20 protein-coding genes and 1 pseudogene are annotated in these 19400 nt (G+C 71.3%); 11 read left to right on the forward strand and 10 right to left on the reverse strand.

Translation table 11 applies throughout. The annotated features are described in order from the left end of the window. Positions 1-248: 248 nt before the first annotated feature. Both GQQ92_RS15495 and GQQ92_RS15500 read left to right on the forward strand, forming a co-directional pair. A pseudogene (locus GQQ92_RS15495) lies at positions 249-1492 on the forward strand (IS256 family transposase); the annotation flags it as partial. Positions 1493-1616: 124 nt separating this feature from the next. Continuing rightward, entirely contained in the window at positions 1617-1964 is a 348-nt protein-coding gene (locus GQQ92_RS15500; RefSeq protein WP_197738295.1) for a DUF6881 domain-containing protein, read from the forward strand. A 45-nt stretch (positions 1965-2009) separates the two neighbouring features. Here the strand turns inward: GQQ92_RS15500 and GQQ92_RS15505 are convergent, their stop codons facing one another. The 5 genes from GQQ92_RS15505 to GQQ92_RS15525 form a co-directional block, all read right to left on the reverse strand. Next, complete coding sequence (locus GQQ92_RS15505) at positions 2010-3074, reverse strand: hypothetical protein (RefSeq protein ID WP_157000209.1); 1065 nt, start codon at positions 3072-3074, stop codon at positions 2010-2012. A 181-nt stretch (positions 3075-3255) separates the two neighbouring features. Then, positions 3256-3516 (reverse strand): Txe/YoeB family addiction module toxin, encoded by a 261-nt coding sequence (locus GQQ92_RS15510; protein WP_157000210.1) that lies wholly within the window; start codon positions 3514-3516, stop codon positions 3256-3258. Then, positions 3513-3764, reverse strand: coding sequence for a type II toxin-antitoxin system Phd/YefM family antitoxin (locus GQQ92_RS15515; RefSeq protein WP_157000211.1), 252 nt, complete (start codon positions 3762-3764; stop codon positions 3513-3515). The genes GQQ92_RS15510 and GQQ92_RS15515 overlap by 4 nt, the downstream gene beginning before the upstream one ends. 92 nt (positions 3765-3856) lie before the next feature. Continuing rightward, complete coding sequence (locus tag GQQ92_RS15520; protein WP_157000212.1) at positions 3857-4336, reverse strand: hypothetical protein; 480 nt, start codon at positions 4334-4336, stop codon at positions 3857-3859. A gap of 187 nt (positions 4337-4523) precedes the next feature. Then, entirely contained in the window at positions 4524-5114 is a 591-nt protein-coding gene (locus GQQ92_RS15525) for a recombinase family protein (RefSeq protein WP_157000213.1), read from the reverse strand. Positions 5115-5411: 297 nt separating this feature from the next. On the opposite strand from GQQ92_RS15525, the gene sigK reads away from it, so the two are divergent. The 3 genes from sigK (at position 5412) to GQQ92_RS15540 (ending at position 7512) form a co-directional block, all read left to right on the forward strand. Further along, a complete protein-coding gene (sigK, locus tag GQQ92_RS15530) occupies positions 5412-6002 on the forward strand; it encodes an ECF RNA polymerase sigma factor SigK (RefSeq protein ID WP_157000214.1) in 591 nt (196 codons plus the stop codon). After that, a complete protein-coding gene (locus GQQ92_RS15535; protein WP_157000215.1) occupies positions 5999-6787 on the forward strand; it encodes an anti-sigma factor in 789 nt (262 codons plus the stop codon). The genes sigK and GQQ92_RS15535 overlap by 4 nt, the downstream gene beginning before the upstream one ends. A 131-nt stretch (positions 6788-6918) precedes the next feature. After that, positions 6919-7512 carry an antibiotic biosynthesis monooxygenase gene (locus GQQ92_RS15540; protein WP_157000216.1) on the forward strand — a complete coding sequence of 198 codons (594 nt, stop codon included), beginning with the start codon at positions 6919-6921 and terminating at the stop codon, positions 7510-7512. A gap of 26 nt (positions 7513-7538) precedes the next feature. Here GQQ92_RS15540 and GQQ92_RS15545 read toward each other — a convergent pair whose 3' ends face one another. Next, positions 7539-8222, reverse strand: coding sequence for a DedA family protein (locus GQQ92_RS15545; protein WP_157000217.1), 684 nt, complete (start codon positions 8220-8222; stop codon positions 7539-7541). Between the two features lie 133 nt (positions 8223-8355). On the opposite strand from GQQ92_RS15545, the gene GQQ92_RS15550 reads away from it, so the two are divergent. Next, entirely contained in the window at positions 8356-8583 is a 228-nt protein-coding gene (locus tag GQQ92_RS15550; protein WP_157000218.1) for an RNA-binding S4 domain-containing protein, read from the forward strand. Between the two features lie 160 nt (positions 8584-8743). After that, entirely contained in the window at positions 8744-9607 is an 864-nt protein-coding gene (locus tag GQQ92_RS15555) for an alpha/beta fold hydrolase (RefSeq protein ID WP_157000219.1), read from the forward strand. Between the two features lie 30 nt (positions 9608-9637). Here the strand turns inward: GQQ92_RS15555 and GQQ92_RS15560 are convergent, their stop codons facing one another. Further along, positions 9638-10417 carry an IclR family transcriptional regulator gene (locus tag GQQ92_RS15560; RefSeq protein ID WP_232057743.1) on the reverse strand — a complete coding sequence of 260 codons (780 nt, stop codon included), beginning with the start codon at positions 10415-10417 and terminating at the stop codon, positions 9638-9640. 91 nt (positions 10418-10508) lie between these two features. On the opposite strand from GQQ92_RS15560, the gene hutH reads away from it, so the two are divergent. The 4 genes from hutH to hutI all read left to right on the forward strand — a co-directional run bounded on the left by hutH (position 10509) and on the right by hutI (position 17404). After that, positions 10509-12242 (forward strand): histidine ammonia-lyase, encoded by a 1734-nt coding sequence (gene hutH, locus GQQ92_RS15565; RefSeq protein WP_157000220.1) that lies wholly within the window; start codon positions 10509-10511, stop codon positions 12240-12242. A gap of 242 nt (positions 12243-12484) precedes the next feature. Beyond that, the gene (locus tag GQQ92_RS15570) at positions 12485-13888 is read left to right on the forward strand and encodes a M23 family metallopeptidase (RefSeq protein WP_157000221.1); all 1404 of its coding nucleotides are present in this window, start codon (positions 12485-12487) and stop codon (positions 13886-13888) included. Positions 13889-14241: 353 nt separating this feature from the next. Beyond that, entirely contained in the window at positions 14242-16008 is a 1767-nt protein-coding gene (gene hutU, locus GQQ92_RS15575; RefSeq protein WP_157000222.1) for a urocanate hydratase, read from the forward strand. A gap of 4 nt (positions 16009-16012) precedes the next feature. Beyond that, on the forward strand, positions 16013-17404 hold the full coding sequence (hutI, locus tag GQQ92_RS15580) for an imidazolonepropionase (protein WP_232057744.1): 1392 nt from the start codon (positions 16013-16015) through the stop codon (positions 17402-17404). A gap of 207 nt (positions 17405-17611) precedes the next feature. Here hutI and GQQ92_RS15585 read toward each other — a convergent pair whose 3' ends face one another. From GQQ92_RS15585 to GQQ92_RS15595, 3 genes are read right to left on the reverse strand one after another with little or no spacing between them, the layout of a single operon-like run. After that, positions 17612-17869, reverse strand: a complete 258-nt coding sequence (locus tag GQQ92_RS15585) for a DUF6510 family protein (protein WP_232057745.1) — start codon at positions 17867-17869, stop codon at positions 17612-17614. Next, entirely contained in the window at positions 17869-18738 is an 870-nt protein-coding gene (locus tag GQQ92_RS15590; RefSeq protein ID WP_232057746.1) for an FAD-binding oxidoreductase, read from the reverse strand. Before GQQ92_RS15590 ends, GQQ92_RS15585 begins: the two co-directional genes overlap by 1 nt. Next, entirely contained in the window at positions 18735-19325 is a 591-nt protein-coding gene (locus GQQ92_RS15595; RefSeq protein WP_157000224.1) for a molybdopterin-dependent oxidoreductase, read from the reverse strand. Before GQQ92_RS15595 ends, GQQ92_RS15590 begins: the two co-directional genes overlap by 4 nt. Positions 19326-19400: the final 75 nt, after the last annotated feature.

Genomic DNA, 19400 nt, shown 5'->3' on the forward strand with positions numbered 1-19400 from the left:
CCTTCGATCCGATCGAAGACCTCAAGTACCTGTTTCTCGGCGGTGTCGAGGCTCTCCGGGCGACCATCCGGAACGAGCAGAGTGACCACCCAGACCGCTGCGAGAAGGCCCACGGCACCCAAGGCGAAGTTGAGTCCCGCATAGTGGTGTAGCGCGCGGTGGCCGGGCTCGTCGCTACAGACGTAGACGCGGTCACCGTGTGATCCTTCGAGGAATCTCCTACAACCCACTCGAACGGAGTCATCACGATGACCGCACCTCATATTGTCGACCCTGCGAGCGTGCTCGCTGAAGCCCTGACGGACGCATCGCCGGATCTGATGCGCAGCCTGCTGCAGACCATGATCAACGCGCTCCTCTCGGCCGACGCGGATGCCGTCGTCGGCGCCGAATGGGGCCAACGCAGCCCCGGCCGCCAGGCGCAGCGCAACGGGTACCGGCACCGTGACCTCGACACCCGGGTCGGCACGATCGACGTTGCCGTCCCGAAGCTCCGTTCGGGGACGTACTTCCCGGACTGGTTGCTCGAGCGACGCAAGCGTGCGGAGTCCGCCCTGATCACGGTCGTCGCGGACTGCTACCTCGCCGGCGTGTCCACGCGCCGGATGGACAAGCTCGTCAAGACCCTCGGGATCCACAGCCTGTCCAGGTCGCAGGTGTCCAGGATGGCGGCCGAACTCGACGAGCACGTCGAGCAGTTCCGGCACCGCCCGCTCGATGATGCAGGCCCGTTCACGTTCGTCGCCGCTGACGCGCTCACGATGAAAGTCCGCGAAGGCGGCCGCGTGATCAACGCCGTCGTCATGATCGCGACCGGCGTCAACGCCGACGGACGCCGCGAAGTCCTCGGACTACGCGTCGCCACGTCAGAAACCGGTCCGGCGTGGAACAGCTTCTTCGCCGATCTCGTCGCCCGCGGCCTGGCAGGTGTCCGCCTCGTCACCAGTGACGCGCACGCCGGACTGGTCGACGCGATCGGCGCGAACCTGCCCGGCGCTTCCTGGCAACGCTGCCGCACCCACTACGCCGCGAACCTGATGTCCGCACCCCGAAAGCGATGTGGCCGGCCGTGAAAGCGATGCTGCACTCGGTCTACGACCAACCCGACGCCGACGCCGTCAACGCCCAGTTCGACCGACTGCTGGACTACGTCGACGGCCGTCTGCCCGACGCGCACGACCACCTCGACACGGCACGGGCGGACATCCTCGCGTTCACCGGGTTCCCCGAAGCGCTCTGGCAGCAGATCTGGTCCAACAACCCGAACGAGCGTCTGAACCGTGAGATCCGTCGCCGCACCGACAGCGTCGGCATCTTCCCGAACCGCGACGCGATCACCCGACTCGTCGGCGCCGTCCTCGCCGAGCAGACCGACGAATGGGCCGAAGGTCGCCGCTACCTCGGCTTGGACATCCTCGCCAAGTCCAGGCTCACCCTCGTCCCCGGCGTCGGAAGCGAGGAGGTGACCGATAGCATCCTCGAACTCAGCGCCCAACCATCACATCGAAGGACACGGCGCTACACCACTACCAGGGACTTGACCCAAGGCGAGCCAGAAAGTTCCTCGGGAAGCACCCATTGAAGCCATTTCCCCAAACTAGAGGTTCCGCGCACGGGTGCCCGCAGGGATCCTTGACCGAGAGAATAAGTCCGCGATCTGTTGGAGGGTTGTGGTGCGATACATACGCGTTCGATGGAACCACGAGGCATCGGACGACCCGGTCTTGTTGTACAGCGAGATCGATGACGCTGGCTGGGAGGTCCGCAAGGTCGAGGAATACAGGTCTGGCATCCGCGATCGCGCATCGCGGGACGTGGCGACTGGCCGCAGCCTTCTTGGACTCGAGCCCATTCCTCCGCTTGATGAGATCAACGCAAGCGTCGAGTTCGATGGGGCAATGATCGGCGCTGAGGATTTCGAGAGGGTCTGGGCGGAAGCCACGCCACCGCACGAGTCGCACTGAATATCCTCGCGGCATCTCCAGGTACGCGATGCGGAGAAGGATCTCTCAGCGGGCTGCTCGGAATTCTGGCGGTCTCCAGCGCCAGTCGTTTTGCCGGCGGGTCCACTCTTGTCGCTGCGGAGTCCGCTCGCGGGCGACGTCGGAGAGCCAGAGAGTGGAATCGGGGCCCCAGCCGGCGATCAGCGAACCGTATTCCTCGTCGATCTCGATCAACGCGGTGGCCGTGGACAGATACCCGAGCGTCGTGAGGTGTGCAGCGTCCCACCGGGCGGCGACGCGCTCCCAGTCCGGGATCAGCCACCGACCGTCGCGCCCGGTAACTCGGAACCAGTCGTGTCGTCGGGACGCGGTGACCTCCATCGGGTACTCGCGACAGAGTTCTGCCCAGTCCTCCGGCGTCTGGATTTCGAGCGTCCGCCCTGCCCCCACCACGGGGATGATCGTCGCGAGCTCCCAGCCGAGGGAGTCTTCCACCAGCTCGAGCGCATCCGCCGGGCGGCTCCGCGTCGCGAGAAGCGTCTGCGGTACCGACCACCAGGTGCCCGAAAAGTTGGCGTGAGGGTCGCGGGGCCGCTCGCGCACCGCGCGTTCCTCGTCCGCGCGCTGGGCGCGGGTCCACTCGGCCAGCACTGGCGAGGGATCTCGCACCAGTGGTTCGCTGTCCGCAAGCGGACGCCACTGCACTGCCCACTGTGTTGCTTCGCCCGGGGCGGCGAGGTCGGGCATCGCAGTAACCAGGCGCTGCGCGACAGGGCCGAGCACGTGCAGTACCGGCGGAAGTGCGGCAACGGTATCCGCACCGTCGGGCTCCTGCCAGTAGCGCGCGAGATCAACCGATGCCTGCAGCGCCTGCCTCAGGATGTCTCTGCGGACATCGGTCAGGTCGACATCAACGATGAGCGATGCGAGGTCGTCAGCACTGAATGTCGGATCAGGTTCCGGGTCGGAAGTATCCCCGATGAGACGGAGGAGCGTGCCCGGGTTCGGATCGAGCTCGTGTCCGAGCCAGAACAACGCAGTGCGCACCGTCTCTTCGGTGCGGGCGGCGTATTCCAAGCACATCCGTCGACCGCGCGGACCGCGCAGCAGGGCATCCGCGAGATCGTCCACCGTCCCAGCTTGCCGCACAGTTGCGCGTCTTCTCCACAACTGCCGGCTCGCGTCATTGCGCTTCGTCACCGATCCGCTAACGGAACGACGGTTAGGCACTCCCGCCCGCCGAAGCCGCAGGGGACGCGGGAGCGTGTCGCAACTGAGTGGTCCGGATCCGCGCGGCCGCGGTCCGTCCGCCTCAGTAGTGGTCGCGTGCTTGCAGGATGACGATGTGGTCGTCCGTGACGTAGTAGACGAGCCGGTTCGTCTCGTCGATGCGGCGGGACCAGGCACCAGAGAGAACGTGCTTGAGCGGCTCGGGCGTACCGATACCCGCGAACGGGTCCCGGAGCACGTCGGCGATCAGGGCGTTGATCCGCTTGAGCGTCTTGCGGTCTTGCGTCTGCCAGTAGACGTAGTCGTCCCAGCCGTTCTGATCGAACTCGAGCCCGCGGGTCACGCGTCGAGGAGGTCGTGCTGCTCGAACTCGCCACGGCGTGCCCGCTCGATGGCGTCGAGGAGTCGCTCCGCGTTGGCAGGATTGCGCAGCAGGTACGCGGTCTCGGTGATCGCGTCGTAGTCGTCCTTCGACATGATCACGGCGTTGCCATGTCGAGAGACGACCTCAACTGCGGTGTGATCGTCATTAACCTGCTGGATCAGGCCGAACAGGCTCTTGCGCGCTTCGGTCGCAGTGATTGCCGACATACCCGCTCCTCCCAATAGTGGTACGTAATAGTGTACCATTGCACGAACCGCTGCGTTCCCGAAGGAGCGCTGAGGGGCGGCTGCGCTGCCGCCTAGGAGCCGCGGATCATCTCGACCAATTCATCGGGGTCGGCGCCCGGCGGGAGGGCGATCACGGCAGTATCGCCCTGCATCGGTTCGACCACCGTCACGGCCGACAGCACCTCATCGCCTGCTTTGATCACCAAGCGTGCGGTGCCCGCAGATTCAGCGGCCTCAGCAGTCAACTCTTGGAAGACGCTCGCTCCGTCCTCGTCGAACTTCACGTCGACCGCGTTGGTGTCGCCGACCGAAACTGCTTCGGCCGTTTCGACGCCAGCATGGACAAAGTCCGCTTCGAGGACCATCACGTACTCGCCATTCACCGAAACGCATTCTGGCGCGGACCCCGAAGTACAGGTCTGAGAGACGGACATCTCGATCCCACCCCCGTCTGCCGGCGTGCCCTCTCCTGGGTTGTCGCCTGCGGAGCATCCGCTCATCGCCACGATGAGAAGCCCGAAAGCTGAGAACTTCCAGACCTGAGAACCCATCGACGCTCCTCCTCGAGCCCTACCCAGAGCGATCTCGCTCAGAACCACAACGCTACCTATGCGACGGCGTCGAGGCATGCCCGTCGGATCCGCGCCGCTCGGCCCCGACGCGGCCCCGCGCCCCCTGCGGCTCATCCGCAGCGGGCGCGAGCGCCGAACCGTCGTTGCGTGAGCGGATCCGTTCCCCTCAATTCGTCTTCTCGACCCGCGTCTGACGCTGGATGGTCCGGTAGACCGTCGACCGCGCGACGTTGAACAGTTCCGCGAGCTCCGCCGTGGTGTGCCTGCCGGCGTGGTGGAGCTCCATCAGGTGGCGCTGCTGCGGAATCGACAGCTTCGGTTGCTTGCCGCGAAGACGGCCCTTCGCCTTCGCGACCTGCATGCCTTCACGCGTGCGAGCTCGGATCAGGTCGGATTCGAACTCGGCGACCATTGCGAGCACGTTGAACAGCAGCCGCCCCACCGGGTCGAGCGGATCATGGACGGAGCCTCCGATGCTGAGCTTGACGTGCTTCGCGGTGAGTTCGTCGACGATGTCCTTCGCATCGCGAAGCGAGCGCGCCAGCCGGTCGAGCTTCGCAACCACGAGGGTGTCGCCATTCCGGCATGCGGCGAGGGCTTCGCGGAGCCCCGGCCGGGCGCGGTTGGTCCCCGTCAGCCCATGGTCGGTGAAGATGTACTCGGGGTCGACGCCGAGTCGCTCGAGGGCGATCCGTTGTGCGGTGAGGTCTTGTTCGTATGTGGACACGCGTGCGTATCCGATCAGGAGTGCGTTCATGCGCGAAGCTTCGTCCTGAACGGCGCCGCCGGCCAGAGCCAGGACGGCCGCCGCGGCATCCGCTCGGCTCCCAGACCCGAATCGGCGCGGCATCCCGCACCAATCGGATCGGGCGACGGCTCCGAATACCCGATGACACGCGAATCGAGGTACCCCGGTGACCACCGCTCCCCGCAGACGTGCCGGCACGGGTACCGACCGGCACGACGAGACTCCCGAGCCAAACGGATGACCCATGCCCTCCTCTCACGGAACGCCCCGCCGCGCAACCGGCGGCCCGCTCGACGCGGCTCTGACATGCTTGGTTCCGTGGTCGACGTCGCTGAGCTGTCCGGTGAGCGCCCGCGTGCGCTCGAGGATCTCCTCGTGGCCACGGCGGCGGGCGACCGCGACGCCTTCAGCGCACTCTACGACGCGACGTCGGCGCGGGTCTTCGGGCTCGTGCGCCGGCTGCTCGTCGATTCGGCGCAGGCCGAGGAGGTGACGCAAGACGTGTTCCTCGAGGCATGGCAGACGGCGGCCCGGTTCGATCCCGAGCGCGGTGCGGCGATCCCGTGGCTGCTGACGCTCGCGCACCGGCGTGCGGTCGACCGCGTACGGGCCTCGCAGGCGTCGCGCGATCGCGACCTCAAGACGGGCATCCGCGATCTCGCCGTGCCGGTCGACGAGGTTGCCGAGGCCGCCGAGATCGCGATCGAGCACGAGAAGGTCGCCGAGGCGCTGACCTCCCTGAGCCCGGCGCAGCGGGAGTGCATCTCGCTCGCCTACTACGGGGGCTGCACGCAGTCCGAGATCGCGACGAGACTCGAGGTGCCGCTGGGCACGGTGAAGACACGGCTGCGAGATGGCATGATCCGATTGCGAGACGTATTGGGGGTGACGACATGAATCGACCGCAGGGTCCCACGGGCGACGAGCTGCGCGAGCTGTTCGATCTCGCGCCGGCCTACGCGCTCGACGCGCTCGACGAGTTCGAACGCGCCCGGTTCGAGCGCGCACTCGCGGCGTCGCCGGAACTGCAGGCCGAGGTCGACTCGTTCCGCGCCATCGCCTCGGGCTTCGGCGAGGCGGTCGAGCCGGTCGCTCCCCCGGCCTCGCTCAAGGCGGGCCTGTTCGACCGGCTCGACGCCGCCCCCCAGGAGCGCCCGGCCGAATCAGAGCGAGCGGATGCCTCGAAGCCGGCGTCGCCCGCACCGGTCGCCGACCTCGGCGAACGGCGCAGCCGCCGTCGCCTCGCCGTCGTGCTGTCGTCGGCGGCGGCCGCCGTCGTGCTGCTCGCCGTCGTGGTCGTGGGCGCGAACTGGTTCGGCCCCAACGGCTGGGGCGCGCAGCGCGAGATGACGGCCCTGGCCGCGGCATCCGATGCTCAGCAGATCACGGCGCCGGTCACCGGCGGCGGCGAGGTGACCCTCGTCACCTCGGTCGAGCAGGGGCGCAGCGCGATCCTCGCCGACGGCCTCGACGAACTGGGCGACGAGCACACCTACGAGCTCTGGTACATCGACGAGGCCGGCGCGGTCTCGGCGGGCACGTTCGACGTCGCGAACGACGGCGAGACCTGGCGCATCCTCGAGGGCGAGTTCGCGCCGGGCACCGCCGTGGGCATCACGGTCGAGCCCGCGGGCGGGTCCGACCAGCCGACGACCGACCCGGTCGCCGTCATCCAGACCTGAGCGCGAAACGAGCGCGTAACCGGTGCTGCCTACACTGGAGGTGCCGAGGGGGCCCGCGGAACACCGAGGGCTCCCGCGGCATTCGCTCCGATCCCCGCGCCACCCCTGCGGGCAACGAGAGGCTGCCGGCGATGACCGCGAACCAACCCGTGACCGTGTCGATCCGACGAGAGGTCGACCCCGAACGCATCCCCGAGGTGACCGTCTGGGTGCAGGCGGGCATCAACCGCGCCAACCGGTTCCCGGGGTTCCTCGGTTCGGGGTGGGTGCGCGAGGCCGCCGACTCCGACGTCTGGCACGTGCTCTACCGGTTCTCCGACGAGCAGACCCTCGATGCGTGGGAGCACTCCGGCGAGCGCATGGCCTGGCTCGCGACCGGCGAGGGCCTCATCCGGTCCGAGCGTTCGCGTCGCCGCACGGGCATCGAGGGCTGGTTCGACGAGCCGCCCACCGGTTCCGTTCCGGTGATCGACGCGGCCGAGGCATCCGGCGATCTGCCGCCCGCGCCGCCGCGATGGAAGCAGGCCGTGACGATCTGGCTCGGGTTCTTCCCGGTCAACCTGCTCTTCACGTACCTGATCGCACCGGTGCCCGGCTGGGGCGACCTGCCGGTCTGGCTGCGCGTGCTGGCGACCACGCTCGTGCTCACCCCGATCATGACCTACTGGGTGCTGCCGTTCGTCACCCGTTCGCTGCGGGCCTGGCTCGCCCCGCGCACGGCCTGAGCAGCCCTGGGCTGATGCCGCGGGGCTCAGGCCTCGGGGACGCCGCCGGGCTCGCGGCGCTCGGCGCGCTGCTCGCGGATGCGTCGCACGACGAGCACGGCGAGGCCGACGGCGATCGCCCCGTAGACGAGGTAGTCGAGGTACTGGAGCCAGTGGTCGAGCGCCTCGTGCTGGGTGCCGAGCGCCGCGCCGACGCCGATGAGGAGCGAATTCCACGCGGTCGAGCCGAGCGCCGTGAAGAGCACGAACGTGAGCAGCGGCATCCGGTCGGCTCCGGCGGGGAGTGAGATGAGGCTGCGCACGCCCGGGATCATGCGACCGAACAGCACCGACCATCGCCCGTACCGGTGGAACCACTCGGCGCCGCGCTCGAGGTCGGTGCGGCTGACGAGGCGGGTCCACGCGATCCAGTCGACGGCCCGCCGGATGCCGATGGCCGCGCCGAGCCCGTAGAGCAGCAGCGCGCCCAGCACCGAGGCCACGGTCGACCAGACGATGAGCCATCCGAGATGCAGGTCGCCCGACTGGCTGAGGTACCCGGCGAACGGCAGGATCACCTCGCTCGGGATCGGCGGGATGAGCACCTCGAGGAACACCAGCAGCCCGACCCCGACGTCGCCGAGCGCGTTCAGGATGTCGGCGGCGAAGCCGGTGAGCCCCGTGAAGCCGTGGTCGGCGGCTTCGAGGGGAACGGTCGTCAGGGGAGTCATGCGGCTCCGATGGTCGGCGGTGCTGGAATCGTCGGCTCGGCCACGATATCGCGCGAGGGTGAACGGATGCTGGATCGTCGCCCGGAGAGCGGATGCCTCGGCCGCACCTGCCCGGGTCGGCTAGCATTCCGGCATGACCGATCAGACCCCGATCGACGACGTCTCCGTCGGCGGCGAGGCGATCCGCCTCGGGCAGTTCCTGAAGTTCGCCGGCATCCTCGACACGGGCGGCGACGTCAAGACGGTCATCGCCGATGGGCTGGTCGACGTGAACGGCGAGGTCGACCGGCGCCGCGGTCGGCAACTGCAGCAGGGCGACGTCGTCGGTTTCGAGGGGCGCCGCTTCCGCGTCTGCCCGTAGGGTTCGCCGGTCGGCCCCAGACGGTGTTGCCGACACTGCCGGCATCCGCCCGTCCGGCATCCGCCCATCCGGCATCCGCCCGGGCGCCTTGGCAGGAATTGCGCCCGCCGTGTCCGTCGAGGGCCTGTGCCCGGCCGGCGCCCGCGTCGAGGATGGTGCCATGCCCGAAACCACCGAGACGAACGTGTCGCGCACCGAGATCGACGTCCACGGCCGCAGCGCCAGCTACCTGACCGCCGGGTCGGGCGGACCGGCCCTTTTACTCCTCCACGGCACCTACTGGAGCCGGGTCTGGCAGCCGGTGATCCCGGCACTGGCCGATGCCGGGCTCCGGCCGATCGCGGTCGACCTGCCGGGGCTCGGACGCTCCGAGGGCGAACTCGCGCTCGAGACCGCCACGGTGCCCGCGCTCGCGGACTGGGTGACGAGGTTCGTCTCGGCGCTCGGCCTCACCGGCCCGATCGTCGTCGTGGGCCACGACATCGGCGGCGCGATCGCGCAGCACCTCGTCGTGCACGGCGGCGTCGAGGCATCCGCTCTCGTGCTGGCCAACTCGGTCACCTACGATTCGTGGCCCGTGCCCGGCGTCGCGCGGTTCCGCGACCCCGACGTGGTCGCGGCCACGACCGCCGAGGAGGTGCTCGCCGCCCGCCGGCAGTCGGTGACGACGGCGCTCGCCGGGGCGGCGACCGACGACCTCGTCGCCGAGTACGTCGACCCGTGGACGCAGGCCCACGTCCGTCGCTCGTGGATGGCCATGGCCGGCGCGGCCGACAGCCGCTTCACGCTCGACCTCGTTCCCGGCCTGCGGCGGTCCGCGCTTCCGAAGCTCCTGATCTGGGGAGAGGACGACGGCTTCCAGGAGGTGCACCACGCCGAGCGGTTCGCGGCGGAGATGCCGCGCACCGAGCTGGTCCGCATCCCCGCCGCGGGCCACATCCCGATGGAGAACGCCCCCGAGCTGGTCGCCGACGCGCTGATCGACTTCGTCGCGCGCGAGGTTCCGCGCTCGTCGCCGGCCTGAGCGGCGGATGCCCCGAGCGGATGCCGCTGATCAGCGCCCGCCGATGCGCCGCGCGAGGGTCGACGCTGCGTCGAGCACCGTCGCCGCGACGCGCTCGCGCAACTCGGGCGCGGCATCGTCGGGGAACGTGACCGCGATCGCCGCGGCCGGCCATCCGAGGTGGTCCACGACGGCGGCGCCGGCCGAGGCGAGCCCGGGCGTCACCTCGCCGTCCTCGGCAGCCCACCTGTGGGCGCGCACCTCGGCGAGCACCCGCTTCAGGCGTCCGTACGTCCACTCCGCGGCATCCGCTTCAGCCGACGGATGCCTCGACGCGAACGCCGCGCGATCGGGATACAGCGCCCGCAACTGCGCCGGGGGCAGCTCGGCGAGCATCGCGCGACCCGTCGCGGTGAGGTGGGCGGGCAGCCGCACGCCGACGTCGGTCACGAGCGACGGCCGCCGCGGCGCGCGCTCCTCGACGAGGTAGAGCACGTCTCGGCCGTGCAGCACGGCGAGGTGCCCGCTCTCGCCGAGCCGGTCGACGAGGGACGCGACGAGCGGCCGTCCCAGCCTGGCGAGCGGCTGCTGGCGGCTGAACCCGCTCGAGAGCTCGAACGCGGCGACGCCGAGCCCGTAGCGCCGTTCCTCGGGGAGGTGCACGACGAAGCCGCGTTCGGCCATGACGGCGAGCAGGTGGTAGACCGTCGATCGCGGGATGCCGAGCGACTGCGAGATCGTCGCGGCCGGGACCGGCCCGCGCTGCGCCGCGAGATGGCTGAGGATCGCGAGGGTCTGGTCGGCGGCGGGCACCTTCGAGGTCGTGTCCACGTTGCTCCTGCCCGGATCCTCGTCTGGGATCCCGGACGCCAGCGTACTCCCAGCCGTTCTCGGAATCCGGTCCACCCACTGGAATGGGAGCATGAGCACCCCCACGCCCTCGCACGCGACCGACGCGACCGTCCTGAACGCCGCCGTCCCGAACGCCGCAGCCGACCGCCCCGCCGCGGTCACCGTGGGCCTCGGGCCGCTGAGCATCGCCGACGTCGTCGCGGTCGCCCGGCACGGGGCATCCGTCGTGCTCGACCCGACCGCACTCGACGAGGTGGACCGCAGCCGCGCGATCATCGAGGGCCTCGCCGCCGACCCCGAGCCGCACTACGGCATCTCGACGGGGTTCGGCGCGCTCGCGACGACGTTCATCGCGGAGGACCGCCGCGCGCAACTGCAGGCGAGCCTCGTGCGCTCGCACGCCGCCGGATCGGGCGCCGAGGTCGAGGCCGAGGTCGTGCGCGCCCTCATGCTGCTGCGCCTGTCGACGCTCATGACCGGCCGCACGGGCGTGCGTCGCGTGACCGCCGAGACGTACGCGGCGATCCTGAACGCGGGCATCACCCCCGTCGTGCGCGAGTACGGGTCGCTCGGCTGCTCGGGCGACCTCGCCCCGCTCGCGCACTGCGCCCTCGTGGCGATGGGCGAAGGCGAGGCCCGGGTGCTCGCCCTCGCCGGCACCTCCGCTCGAGTTGCCGGATTCGGAGATTCGGGCGACACGCCGACCCTCGACCCTGAAAGCACGGCGCGCCGCCCAAATCTCCGAAACGGGCAACCCTCCACGGGCGAGATGATCCCCGCCGCCGAAGCCCTCGCCGCCGCCGGCATCGCCCCGCTCCGCCTCGGCGAGAAGGAGGGCCTCGCCCTCATCAACGGCACCGACGGCATGCTCGGCATGCTGGCCCTCGCGATCGACGACCTGCGGATGCTGCTGAGCACCGCGGATGTCGCCGCCGCCATGAGCGTCGAGGGCCTCATGGGCACCGACGCCGTGTTCGCCGAAGACCTGCACCGGCTGCGCCCTCAGCAGGGCCAGGCCGTCTCGGCGGCGAACCTTCGCAACCTGCTCGCCGGCTCCCCCATCGTCGCGAGCCACAAGGGGCCGGAATGCACCCGCGTGCAGGACGCCTACTCGCTGCGCTGCGCCCCCCAGGTGCACGGCGCCGCACGCGACACGCTCGAGCACGCGGCATCCGTCGCCGACGCCGAACTCGCGAGCGCCGTCGACAACCCGGTGCTCACGCTCGACGGCCGCGTCGAGTCGAACGGCAACTTCCACGGCGCCCCGGTCGCGTACGTGCTCGACTTCCTCGCGATCGCGGTGGCGGATGTCGCGTCGATGAGCGAACGGCGAACCGACCGGTTCCTCGACCGGGCGCGCAACCAGGGCCTGCCGCCGTTCCTCGCGCACGAGGTCGGCGTGGACTCGGGGCTCATGATCGCCCAGTACACCGCCGCGGGCATCGTCTCGGAGTTGAAGCGGCTCGCGGTCCCGGCATCCGTCGACTCGATCCCCTCGTCGGCCATGCAGGAGGACCACGTGTCGATGGGCTGGGCCGCGGCCCGCAAACTGCGTCGCGCGATCGACGGCCTCACGCGCGTGCTCGCGATCGAGGTCATGACCGCGGCCCGCGGACTCGCGATGCGCGCGCCCCTCGAACCCGGCCCCGCCACCGGTGCGGTCGTGTCGCTCGTCGCGGGGGTCGGCGCGGTTCCGGGGCCCGACCGGTTCCTCTCCCCCGAGATCGAGGCGATCACCGCGCTCGTGGAGTCCGGCGAGGTGCGCGAGCGCGCCGCGGCCGCGCTCGCTGCACCGATCGGCTGACCTCCCGCGCGCCGTCGGCTGCCCGTTCGCGCAGTCCCCGCGACGAGCCGCCCCGAACGGGGTGCACACGCCCGAACGGGTGGTTGTGCCCCACCCCGCCCGGTGCCAGACTGAGACCGGTCGGTGCCACTCCGGCAGCACGAACGGAACAGATGACGACGCCAGGTTCTCGCTTCTTGTCACCTCGCGCACACGCTGCGCGCAGGGGTCGCCGCGCCAGCCTCGCAGCATCCGGCCTCGCGGTGGTCCTGCTCGTCGGACTCGTGGGCGCGAACCCGTCGTACGCCGAAGAGGGCGATCCCGCTGCCGACAGCTCCGCGACGGCGACGCCGACGCCCGCCACCGAGGCGCCGCCGACCGAAGAGCCCCCGACCGAGTCGCCCGCGCCGAGCACGCCGCCGGCCACGACGCCGCCTCCGACCACCACGCCGACGCCCACGCCCACACCGACACCGACGCCCACGCCCACTCCCACGCCGAAGCCGACGCCGCCACCGACGACGCCGCCTCCGACCAGCACGCCGGCGCCGACCGAGACGCCCGCGCCGGCACCGCCGACCGAGACGCCCGCGCCGACGCCTTCCGCCACCCCGACGCCTTCTGCCACGCCCGCGGCCCCGCAGGCCCCGGTCGTCTTCCAGGGCGACGGACCCTTCGTCCGGGTCGTCTCGGGTGTGAACCGCGACATCACGTCGCTGCTCGGAGCCCGCACCGCGATCGACCGCGCGACCCGCGAGGTGCGCACCGCCGAGACGGCGGTCGCCGACGCCAAGTCGACCCGCGAGGTCGCCCGCTCGCTCGCCCGTGAGGCCGACGCCGTCGCCGAGAGCGCACGCGCCGAAGCGGATGCCGCAGCACGCACCTACTTCGCCGCGGCGAACGGCAGCGGCGACACGTCCACCTCGCTCGACGCCGCCTTCGGCGCGGGCAAAGACCTGCTTGCCGGGCTCAGCGGCATGGCGAGGGTCTCCCAGATCGCGGGCGACGCCGCCGCGCTCGAGAAGATCGCCGCCGCCCGCGACGACGAGGCCGACGCGGCCGAAGAGGCCGCCGACGCGGCCTGGGCCGCCGCCGAAGACGTCCCCGTCGACGCCCGCGAAGACGACCTCGGAGACGCCGAGCGCGCCCTCGCGGCCGCTCGCTCCAATATGAAGGGCCTGCAGGCGAAGGCCGCGGCCAGCAGCATCGCCGTGATCGACACGCTGCCCGCCGATTCGGGCCAGCTGAGCGATCAGGGCTGGTCGCAGCCGGTCGCCGGGCACCTCACCGACGGCTTCGGCCCCCGCCCGAACAAGCCCATCGCCGGCGTCAACGAGTTCCACCGCGGAACCGACGTCGCCGCCTCCTGCAAGTCCCCCGTCTTCGCCGCGACCGGCGGCGTCGTCGTCGAGGCGCGCGCCGACGGCAGCTACGGCAACTGGATCCTCCTCGACCACGGCTCGGGCGTCTCGACCGGATACGCCCACCTCATCGACGGCGGCATCCTCGTGAGCCCCGGCGAGTCGGTCGCCGCCGGCCAGCTCGTCGGCATGGTCGGCAGCACGGGCGCCTCCACCGGCTGCCATCTCCACTTCGAGGTGCGCCTCGGCGGGGTCGCCGTCGACGCCCGCCCGTTCATGGCGGCCCGCGGCATCGCCCTCGGCTGACCCGCGCGCCTCCCCGCCTCCGCGCCTCTCCGCGCCTCCCCGCCTCTCCGCCTCTCCGTGCCTCCCCGCCTCCGCGCTACCCAGCGGTTCAGCGCCTCCCTGCCTCCCCGCCTCCGCACCCATCTGAGATGCAGGAAACGGGGCGCCATCCCCTCCTCACAGCGGGGATGCCTCCTCGTTTCCTGCATCTCGAACCCTCCCGCGCCGCTCAGCCGACCTGCATCTCGAACCTCCCGCGCCGCTCAGCCCACCTGCATCTCGAACGAGCGGCCGTCCGCTGGTCGTCTGGGATACCGGACGGCTGCGCCGAGGCATCCGTTGTCGACGCTCCACCCGTGGTGTGGGATCGGATCATGACCGACGCATCGACCCTCGCGACCTCAGACGGCCCCGCCGACTCGGCAACCTCCCCGTCGCCCGCCCGGGCGCCGCACGGCCCGCGCCCGGTGCGCGCCGCCCGCGGCACGACCCTCACCGCGAAGAGCTGGCAGACCGAGGCGCCCCTGCGCATGCTCAAGAACAACCTCGACCCCGAGGTCGCCGAGCGGCCCGACGATCTCGTCGTCTACGGCGGAACGGGCAAGGCGGCCCGCAACTGGGAGGCCTTCGACGCGATCGTGCGCACGCTCGAGGGACTCGAGGCCGACGAGACGCTGCTCGTGCAGTCGGGCAAGCCGGTCGGCGTCTTCCGCACGCACGAGTGGGCGCCGCGCGTGCTCATCGCCAACTCGAACCTCGTGGGCGACTGGGCGACGTGGCCCGAGTTCCGCCGTCTCGAGCAGCAGGGCCTCACGATGTACGGCCAGATGACGGCCGGCTCGTGGATCTACATCGGCACGCAGGGCATCCTGCAGGGCACGTACGAGACGTTCGGCGCGATCGCGCGCGCCCTCGCCGCCCGTGAGGGCGGGCCGTACGAACACAGTGGCGGAACGCTCGCGGGCACCCTGACCCTGACCGGCGGATGCGGCGGCATGGGCGGCGCCCAGCCCCTCGCGGTCACCATGAACGAGGGCGTCGCGCTCATCGTCGACGTCGACGAGACCCGTCTCGCGCGCCGCGTCGAGCACGGCTACCTCGACGAGTTCACGACCGACCTCGACGACGCGATCGCCCGCGTCCTGGCCGCGAAGGCGTCGCGCACGCCGCTTTCGGTCGGCGTCGTCGGCAACGCGGCATCCGTGTTCCCCGAACTGCTGCGCCGCGGCGTGCCGATCGACATCGTCACCGACCAGACCAGCGCGCACGACCCGCTGAGCTACCTGCCCGAGGGCGTGAGCGTGTCCGAGTGGCATGCGCTCGCGGCATCCGACCCCGAGGGCTTCACCGAGCGCGCCCGCGAGTCGATGGCGAAGCAGGTCGAGGCGATGGCGGCGTTCCAGGATGCCGGGGCCGAGGTGTTCGACTACGGCAACTCGATCCGCCGCGAGGCCGAGCTCGGCGGGCTCGGCCACGACCGGGCGTTCGCGTTCCCCGGCTTCGTGCCCGCCTACATCCGCCCGCTCTTCGCCGAGGGCAAGGGCCCCTTCCGCTGGGCGGCCCTCTCGGGCGACCCTGCCGACATCGCGGCGACCGACCGGGCGATCCTCGAACTGTTCCCCGACGACGAGCACCTGCGCCGCTGGATCACCCAAGCCGGCGAGAAGGTGCATTTCGAGGGGCTGCCCGCGCGCATCTGCTGGCTCGGCTATCAGGAGCGCCACCTCGCGGGCCTCAGATTCAACGAGATGGTCGCGTCGGGAGAGCTGTCGGCGCCCGTCGTGATCGGGCGCGACCACCTCGACTCGGGCAGCGTCGCGAGCCCGTACCGCGAGACCGAGGCCATGGCCGACGGATCCGACGCCATCGCCGACTGGCCGCTGCTGAACGCGCTCCTGAACACCGCGTCGGGCGCGACCTGGGTGTCGCTGCACCACGGCGGCGGCGTCGGCATCGGGCGCTCGATCCACGCCGGGCAGGTCATCGTCGCCGACGGCACCCCGCTCGCCGCCGAGAAGATCGCCCGCGTGCTCGTGAACGACCCGGGCACCGGCGTGATGCGCCACGTCGACGCCGGGTACGAACGCGCCCGTGAGGTCGCCGCCGAGCGCGGCCTGCGCGTCCCCATGCAGGAGGGCTGAGCGGATGCCGCGGCGCACCCTCGTCACGAACATCGGCGAGCTCGTGACGAACGACCCGCAGCCGGGCCGAGAGGGCGGGCCGCTCGGCATCCTGCGCGACGCCGCCGTGCTGTTCGACGGCGACCGCATCGTCTGGGTGGGCGCGGCCTCCGACACGCCTGAACCCCATCGATCCGTCGATGTTCGCCCTTCATCGCACCCATATGGGGCGAACATCGACGGATCACCGGCGCACGAGAGCGCGGCGCACGAGAGCGCGAGGCACGAGAGCGCGGCGCGCGAGCCGGCACGATCAGGGCGAGCGGATGCCTCGGGCGCGACGCCGCCCGAGCCCGAGGTCGTCGACGCGGGCGGGCGCGCGGTCATCCCGGGCTTCGTCGACAGCCACACGCACCTCGTGTTCGGCGGCGACCGGGCCGAGGAGTTCGCGGCACGTATGTCCGGTCGGGCATACGAGGCCGGCGGCATCCGCTCGACCGTGGCGGCGACCCGTGCGGCCTCCGAGGACGAGCTGCGCGCACGCCTCGCCGCGTTCGTCGTGGAGCTGCGAACACAGGGTACGACGACGTTCGAGATCAAGTCGGGCTACGGACTGAGCGTCGCCGACGAGGAGCGGCTCGTGCGCCTGGCCCGCGAGGTCACCGACGAGGTGACCTTCCTGGGGGCACATGTCGTGCCCGCCGAGTTCCGCGACGATCCGCGGTTCCGCGATGCCGGCACGCCCGACGCCGCCGATCGCGCCGCCGACGCCTACGTCGACCTCGTGGTCGGCGAGATGCTCGCGGCCTGCGCCCCGCATGCCCACTGGGTGGACGCCTTCTGCGAGCGCGGTGCGTTCACGCCCGAGCAGTCGCGGCGCGTGCTCGAGGCGGGCGCCGCGGCCGGCCTCGGGGTCCGCGTGCACGGCAACCAGCTCGGTGCGGGCGAGGGGGTGCGCCTCGCGGTCGAGCTCGGCGCGGCATCCGTCGATCACTGCACGTATCTCAGCGACGCGGATGTCGCGGCCCTCGCCGCCTCGTCGACCGTCGCGACGCTACTGCCGGGGGTCGAGTTCTCGACGAGGCAGCCCTATCCGGACGCGCGACGCCTCCTCGACGCGGGGGTCACGGTGGCACTCGCGAGCGACTGCAATCCGGGATCGAGCTTCACGAGTTCGATGGCGTTCTGCGTCGCCGTCGCCGTGCGCGACATGGGCATGACGCCGGCCGAGGCGCTCTGGGCCGCGACCGCGGGCGGCGCCGCGGCGCTTCGGCGAGCGGATGTCGGCGCGATCCGCCCCGGCACGCGCGCCGACCTCGTCGAACTCGACGCCCCGAGCCACGTGCACCTGGCCTACCGCCCGGGCGTGCCGCTCGTGCGCCGCGTCTGGGCCGCCGGCGAGCCGGTCGCCGACTGACCACACCCTGCTGAACCTCGGCGGCCTGAACCGCCGCCGAACCACCCCGGAGGGTGGGTCCCTCCCCGAACCCGCGCTACATCGCTACATCGCTACATCGCTACATCGCTACACGATTCCACGGGGGACATCCCACCCCGACCGCAGAATCGGTCGAGCCTCGCGCGCCCGCCGTCGGCATGCCGGCCGGCCACCGCGCCGCAGGCCTCAGGCGCGCCGCACCTCGAGCGCGCTCACGCCGCTCAGGCCGAGCCAGGCGCGCTCACCCGCCTCGACGAGTGTGGCGAGCACGTGGTCGCACGAACTGCATCGCACCACCGTGCCCGCAGGGCTCGCGAACACGAGCGCACGGGCGAATTCAGCGACCTCGCCGCACCCGTTGCACCTCGCGCGGGCCTCGGTGACGTCGAAGGCGAAGTAGTCGGCGAGGGGGCCGGCGAGCGCGTTGCCGTCGAGGTGGTCCATCAAGTTCCTCCGAATCGTTCGGTGCGGATGTCTCGGGCGTCGTGGCCGAGCTCGATGAGCCAGGAGGCGACGCGTTCGACGAACCCCGTCGAACCGCACACGAACACGCGTGGGGTTTCGGATGCCGCGAACACGGCGGCCTCGAGGGCGTCGCGCGTCAGGCGACCCGGCCCGACCGGCCACCCTTCGGGCGTGGCACGCGTGTAGACGAGGTCGAGCCGGAACGGGGCGGGCGCGGCCACCAGTCGTTGCAGCTCGGCGGCGAAGAACAGGTCGGCGGGGGAGCGCACCGAGTAGAGCATCCGGAACGGCGTCGCGTCGCCCGCATCGCCGTGCGCCTGCGCCATCGCCGCGAGCGGCACCACCCCCGAGCCTCCGGCGATGAGCTGCACCGGGCGCGCGGCCGGCGCCCCCGCAGCATCCGCCGCCGTAGCGGCCTCCGCGGCATCCGGATCAGCCGCGGCATCCGCCGAACCTGCAGCATCCGCCACCCCAGCCGCCTCCGCGGCATCCGCTGCCGGCTGCCACACGAAGAACGCGCCGAGCGGGCCGTGCACCTCGAGTCGGTCGCCTGCCCGCGCCACGTCGACGAGGTACGGCGAGACCTCGCCGCCGGGCACACGGTCGACCGCGAGCACGACGCGGGTGGCGTCGCCCGTCGCCGGCCCCGAGGACGCGATCGAGTACGACCTGGTCGCGGTGTAGCCGTCGGGGGCGGTGAGCCGCACGTCGAGGTGCTGCCCCGCGGCGTTGCCCGGCCAGCCCTCGATCTCGAGTTCGAGGCGGGCGGCGGTGCGCGTCTCGGCGGTGCTCGAGACGACGACGGCCGCGTGCCACCCCGAGCGCGGCACGGAGGGGCGACCGATCACCAGTACCGCTCCTCCTGCCAGGGGTCGCCGTGCAGGTGGTACCCGTTCTGCTCCCAGAAGCCGGGATCGTCGCGCGGCATCATGACGAGCGAGCGCACCCACTTCGCGCTCTTCCAGAAGTAGAGGTGCGGCACGAGCAGCCGCGCGGGGCCGCCGTGCTCGGGGTCGAGGGGCTCGCCGTCGAACTCGGTCGCGACCCATGCCTGGCCGTCGAGCAGTTCGTCGAGCGGCACGTTCGTCGTGTAGCCGCCGTAGCTGCGCGCCATGACGTAGTCGAACTGGGACTCGACGTTCTCGAAGAGCGTGTCGAGCGAGACGCCCCGCCAGCTCGTGCCGAGCTTCGACCAGTGCGTGACGCAGTGGATGTCGGTGGCGATGTCCTCGGAAGGCAGGGCGTTGAACTCGTCCCACGACCAGCGGTGCGTGCCCGCCTCGGTGATGATGCGGAACTCCCACTCCCCCGTGTCGACCTCGGGCGTCGGCCCCGCCGAGAGCACCGGGAAGTCCTGCACGAGCGTCTGGCCGGGCGGCAGCCGGTCGTCGCGGTCCCGAGACCCTCCGCCGAATCCGCGTGTGACGAAAGACATGCGCACCCCTCTCCACGCCCGACGATACCCACCGCTCGGCGCGCTGTCATCGGGTCCGGCCGAATCGGATCGGAC

This window comes from Agromyces terreus, assembly GCF_009749465.1.
Classification (GTDB): domain Bacteria; phylum Actinomycetota; class Actinomycetes; order Actinomycetales; family Microbacteriaceae; genus Agromyces; species Agromyces terreus.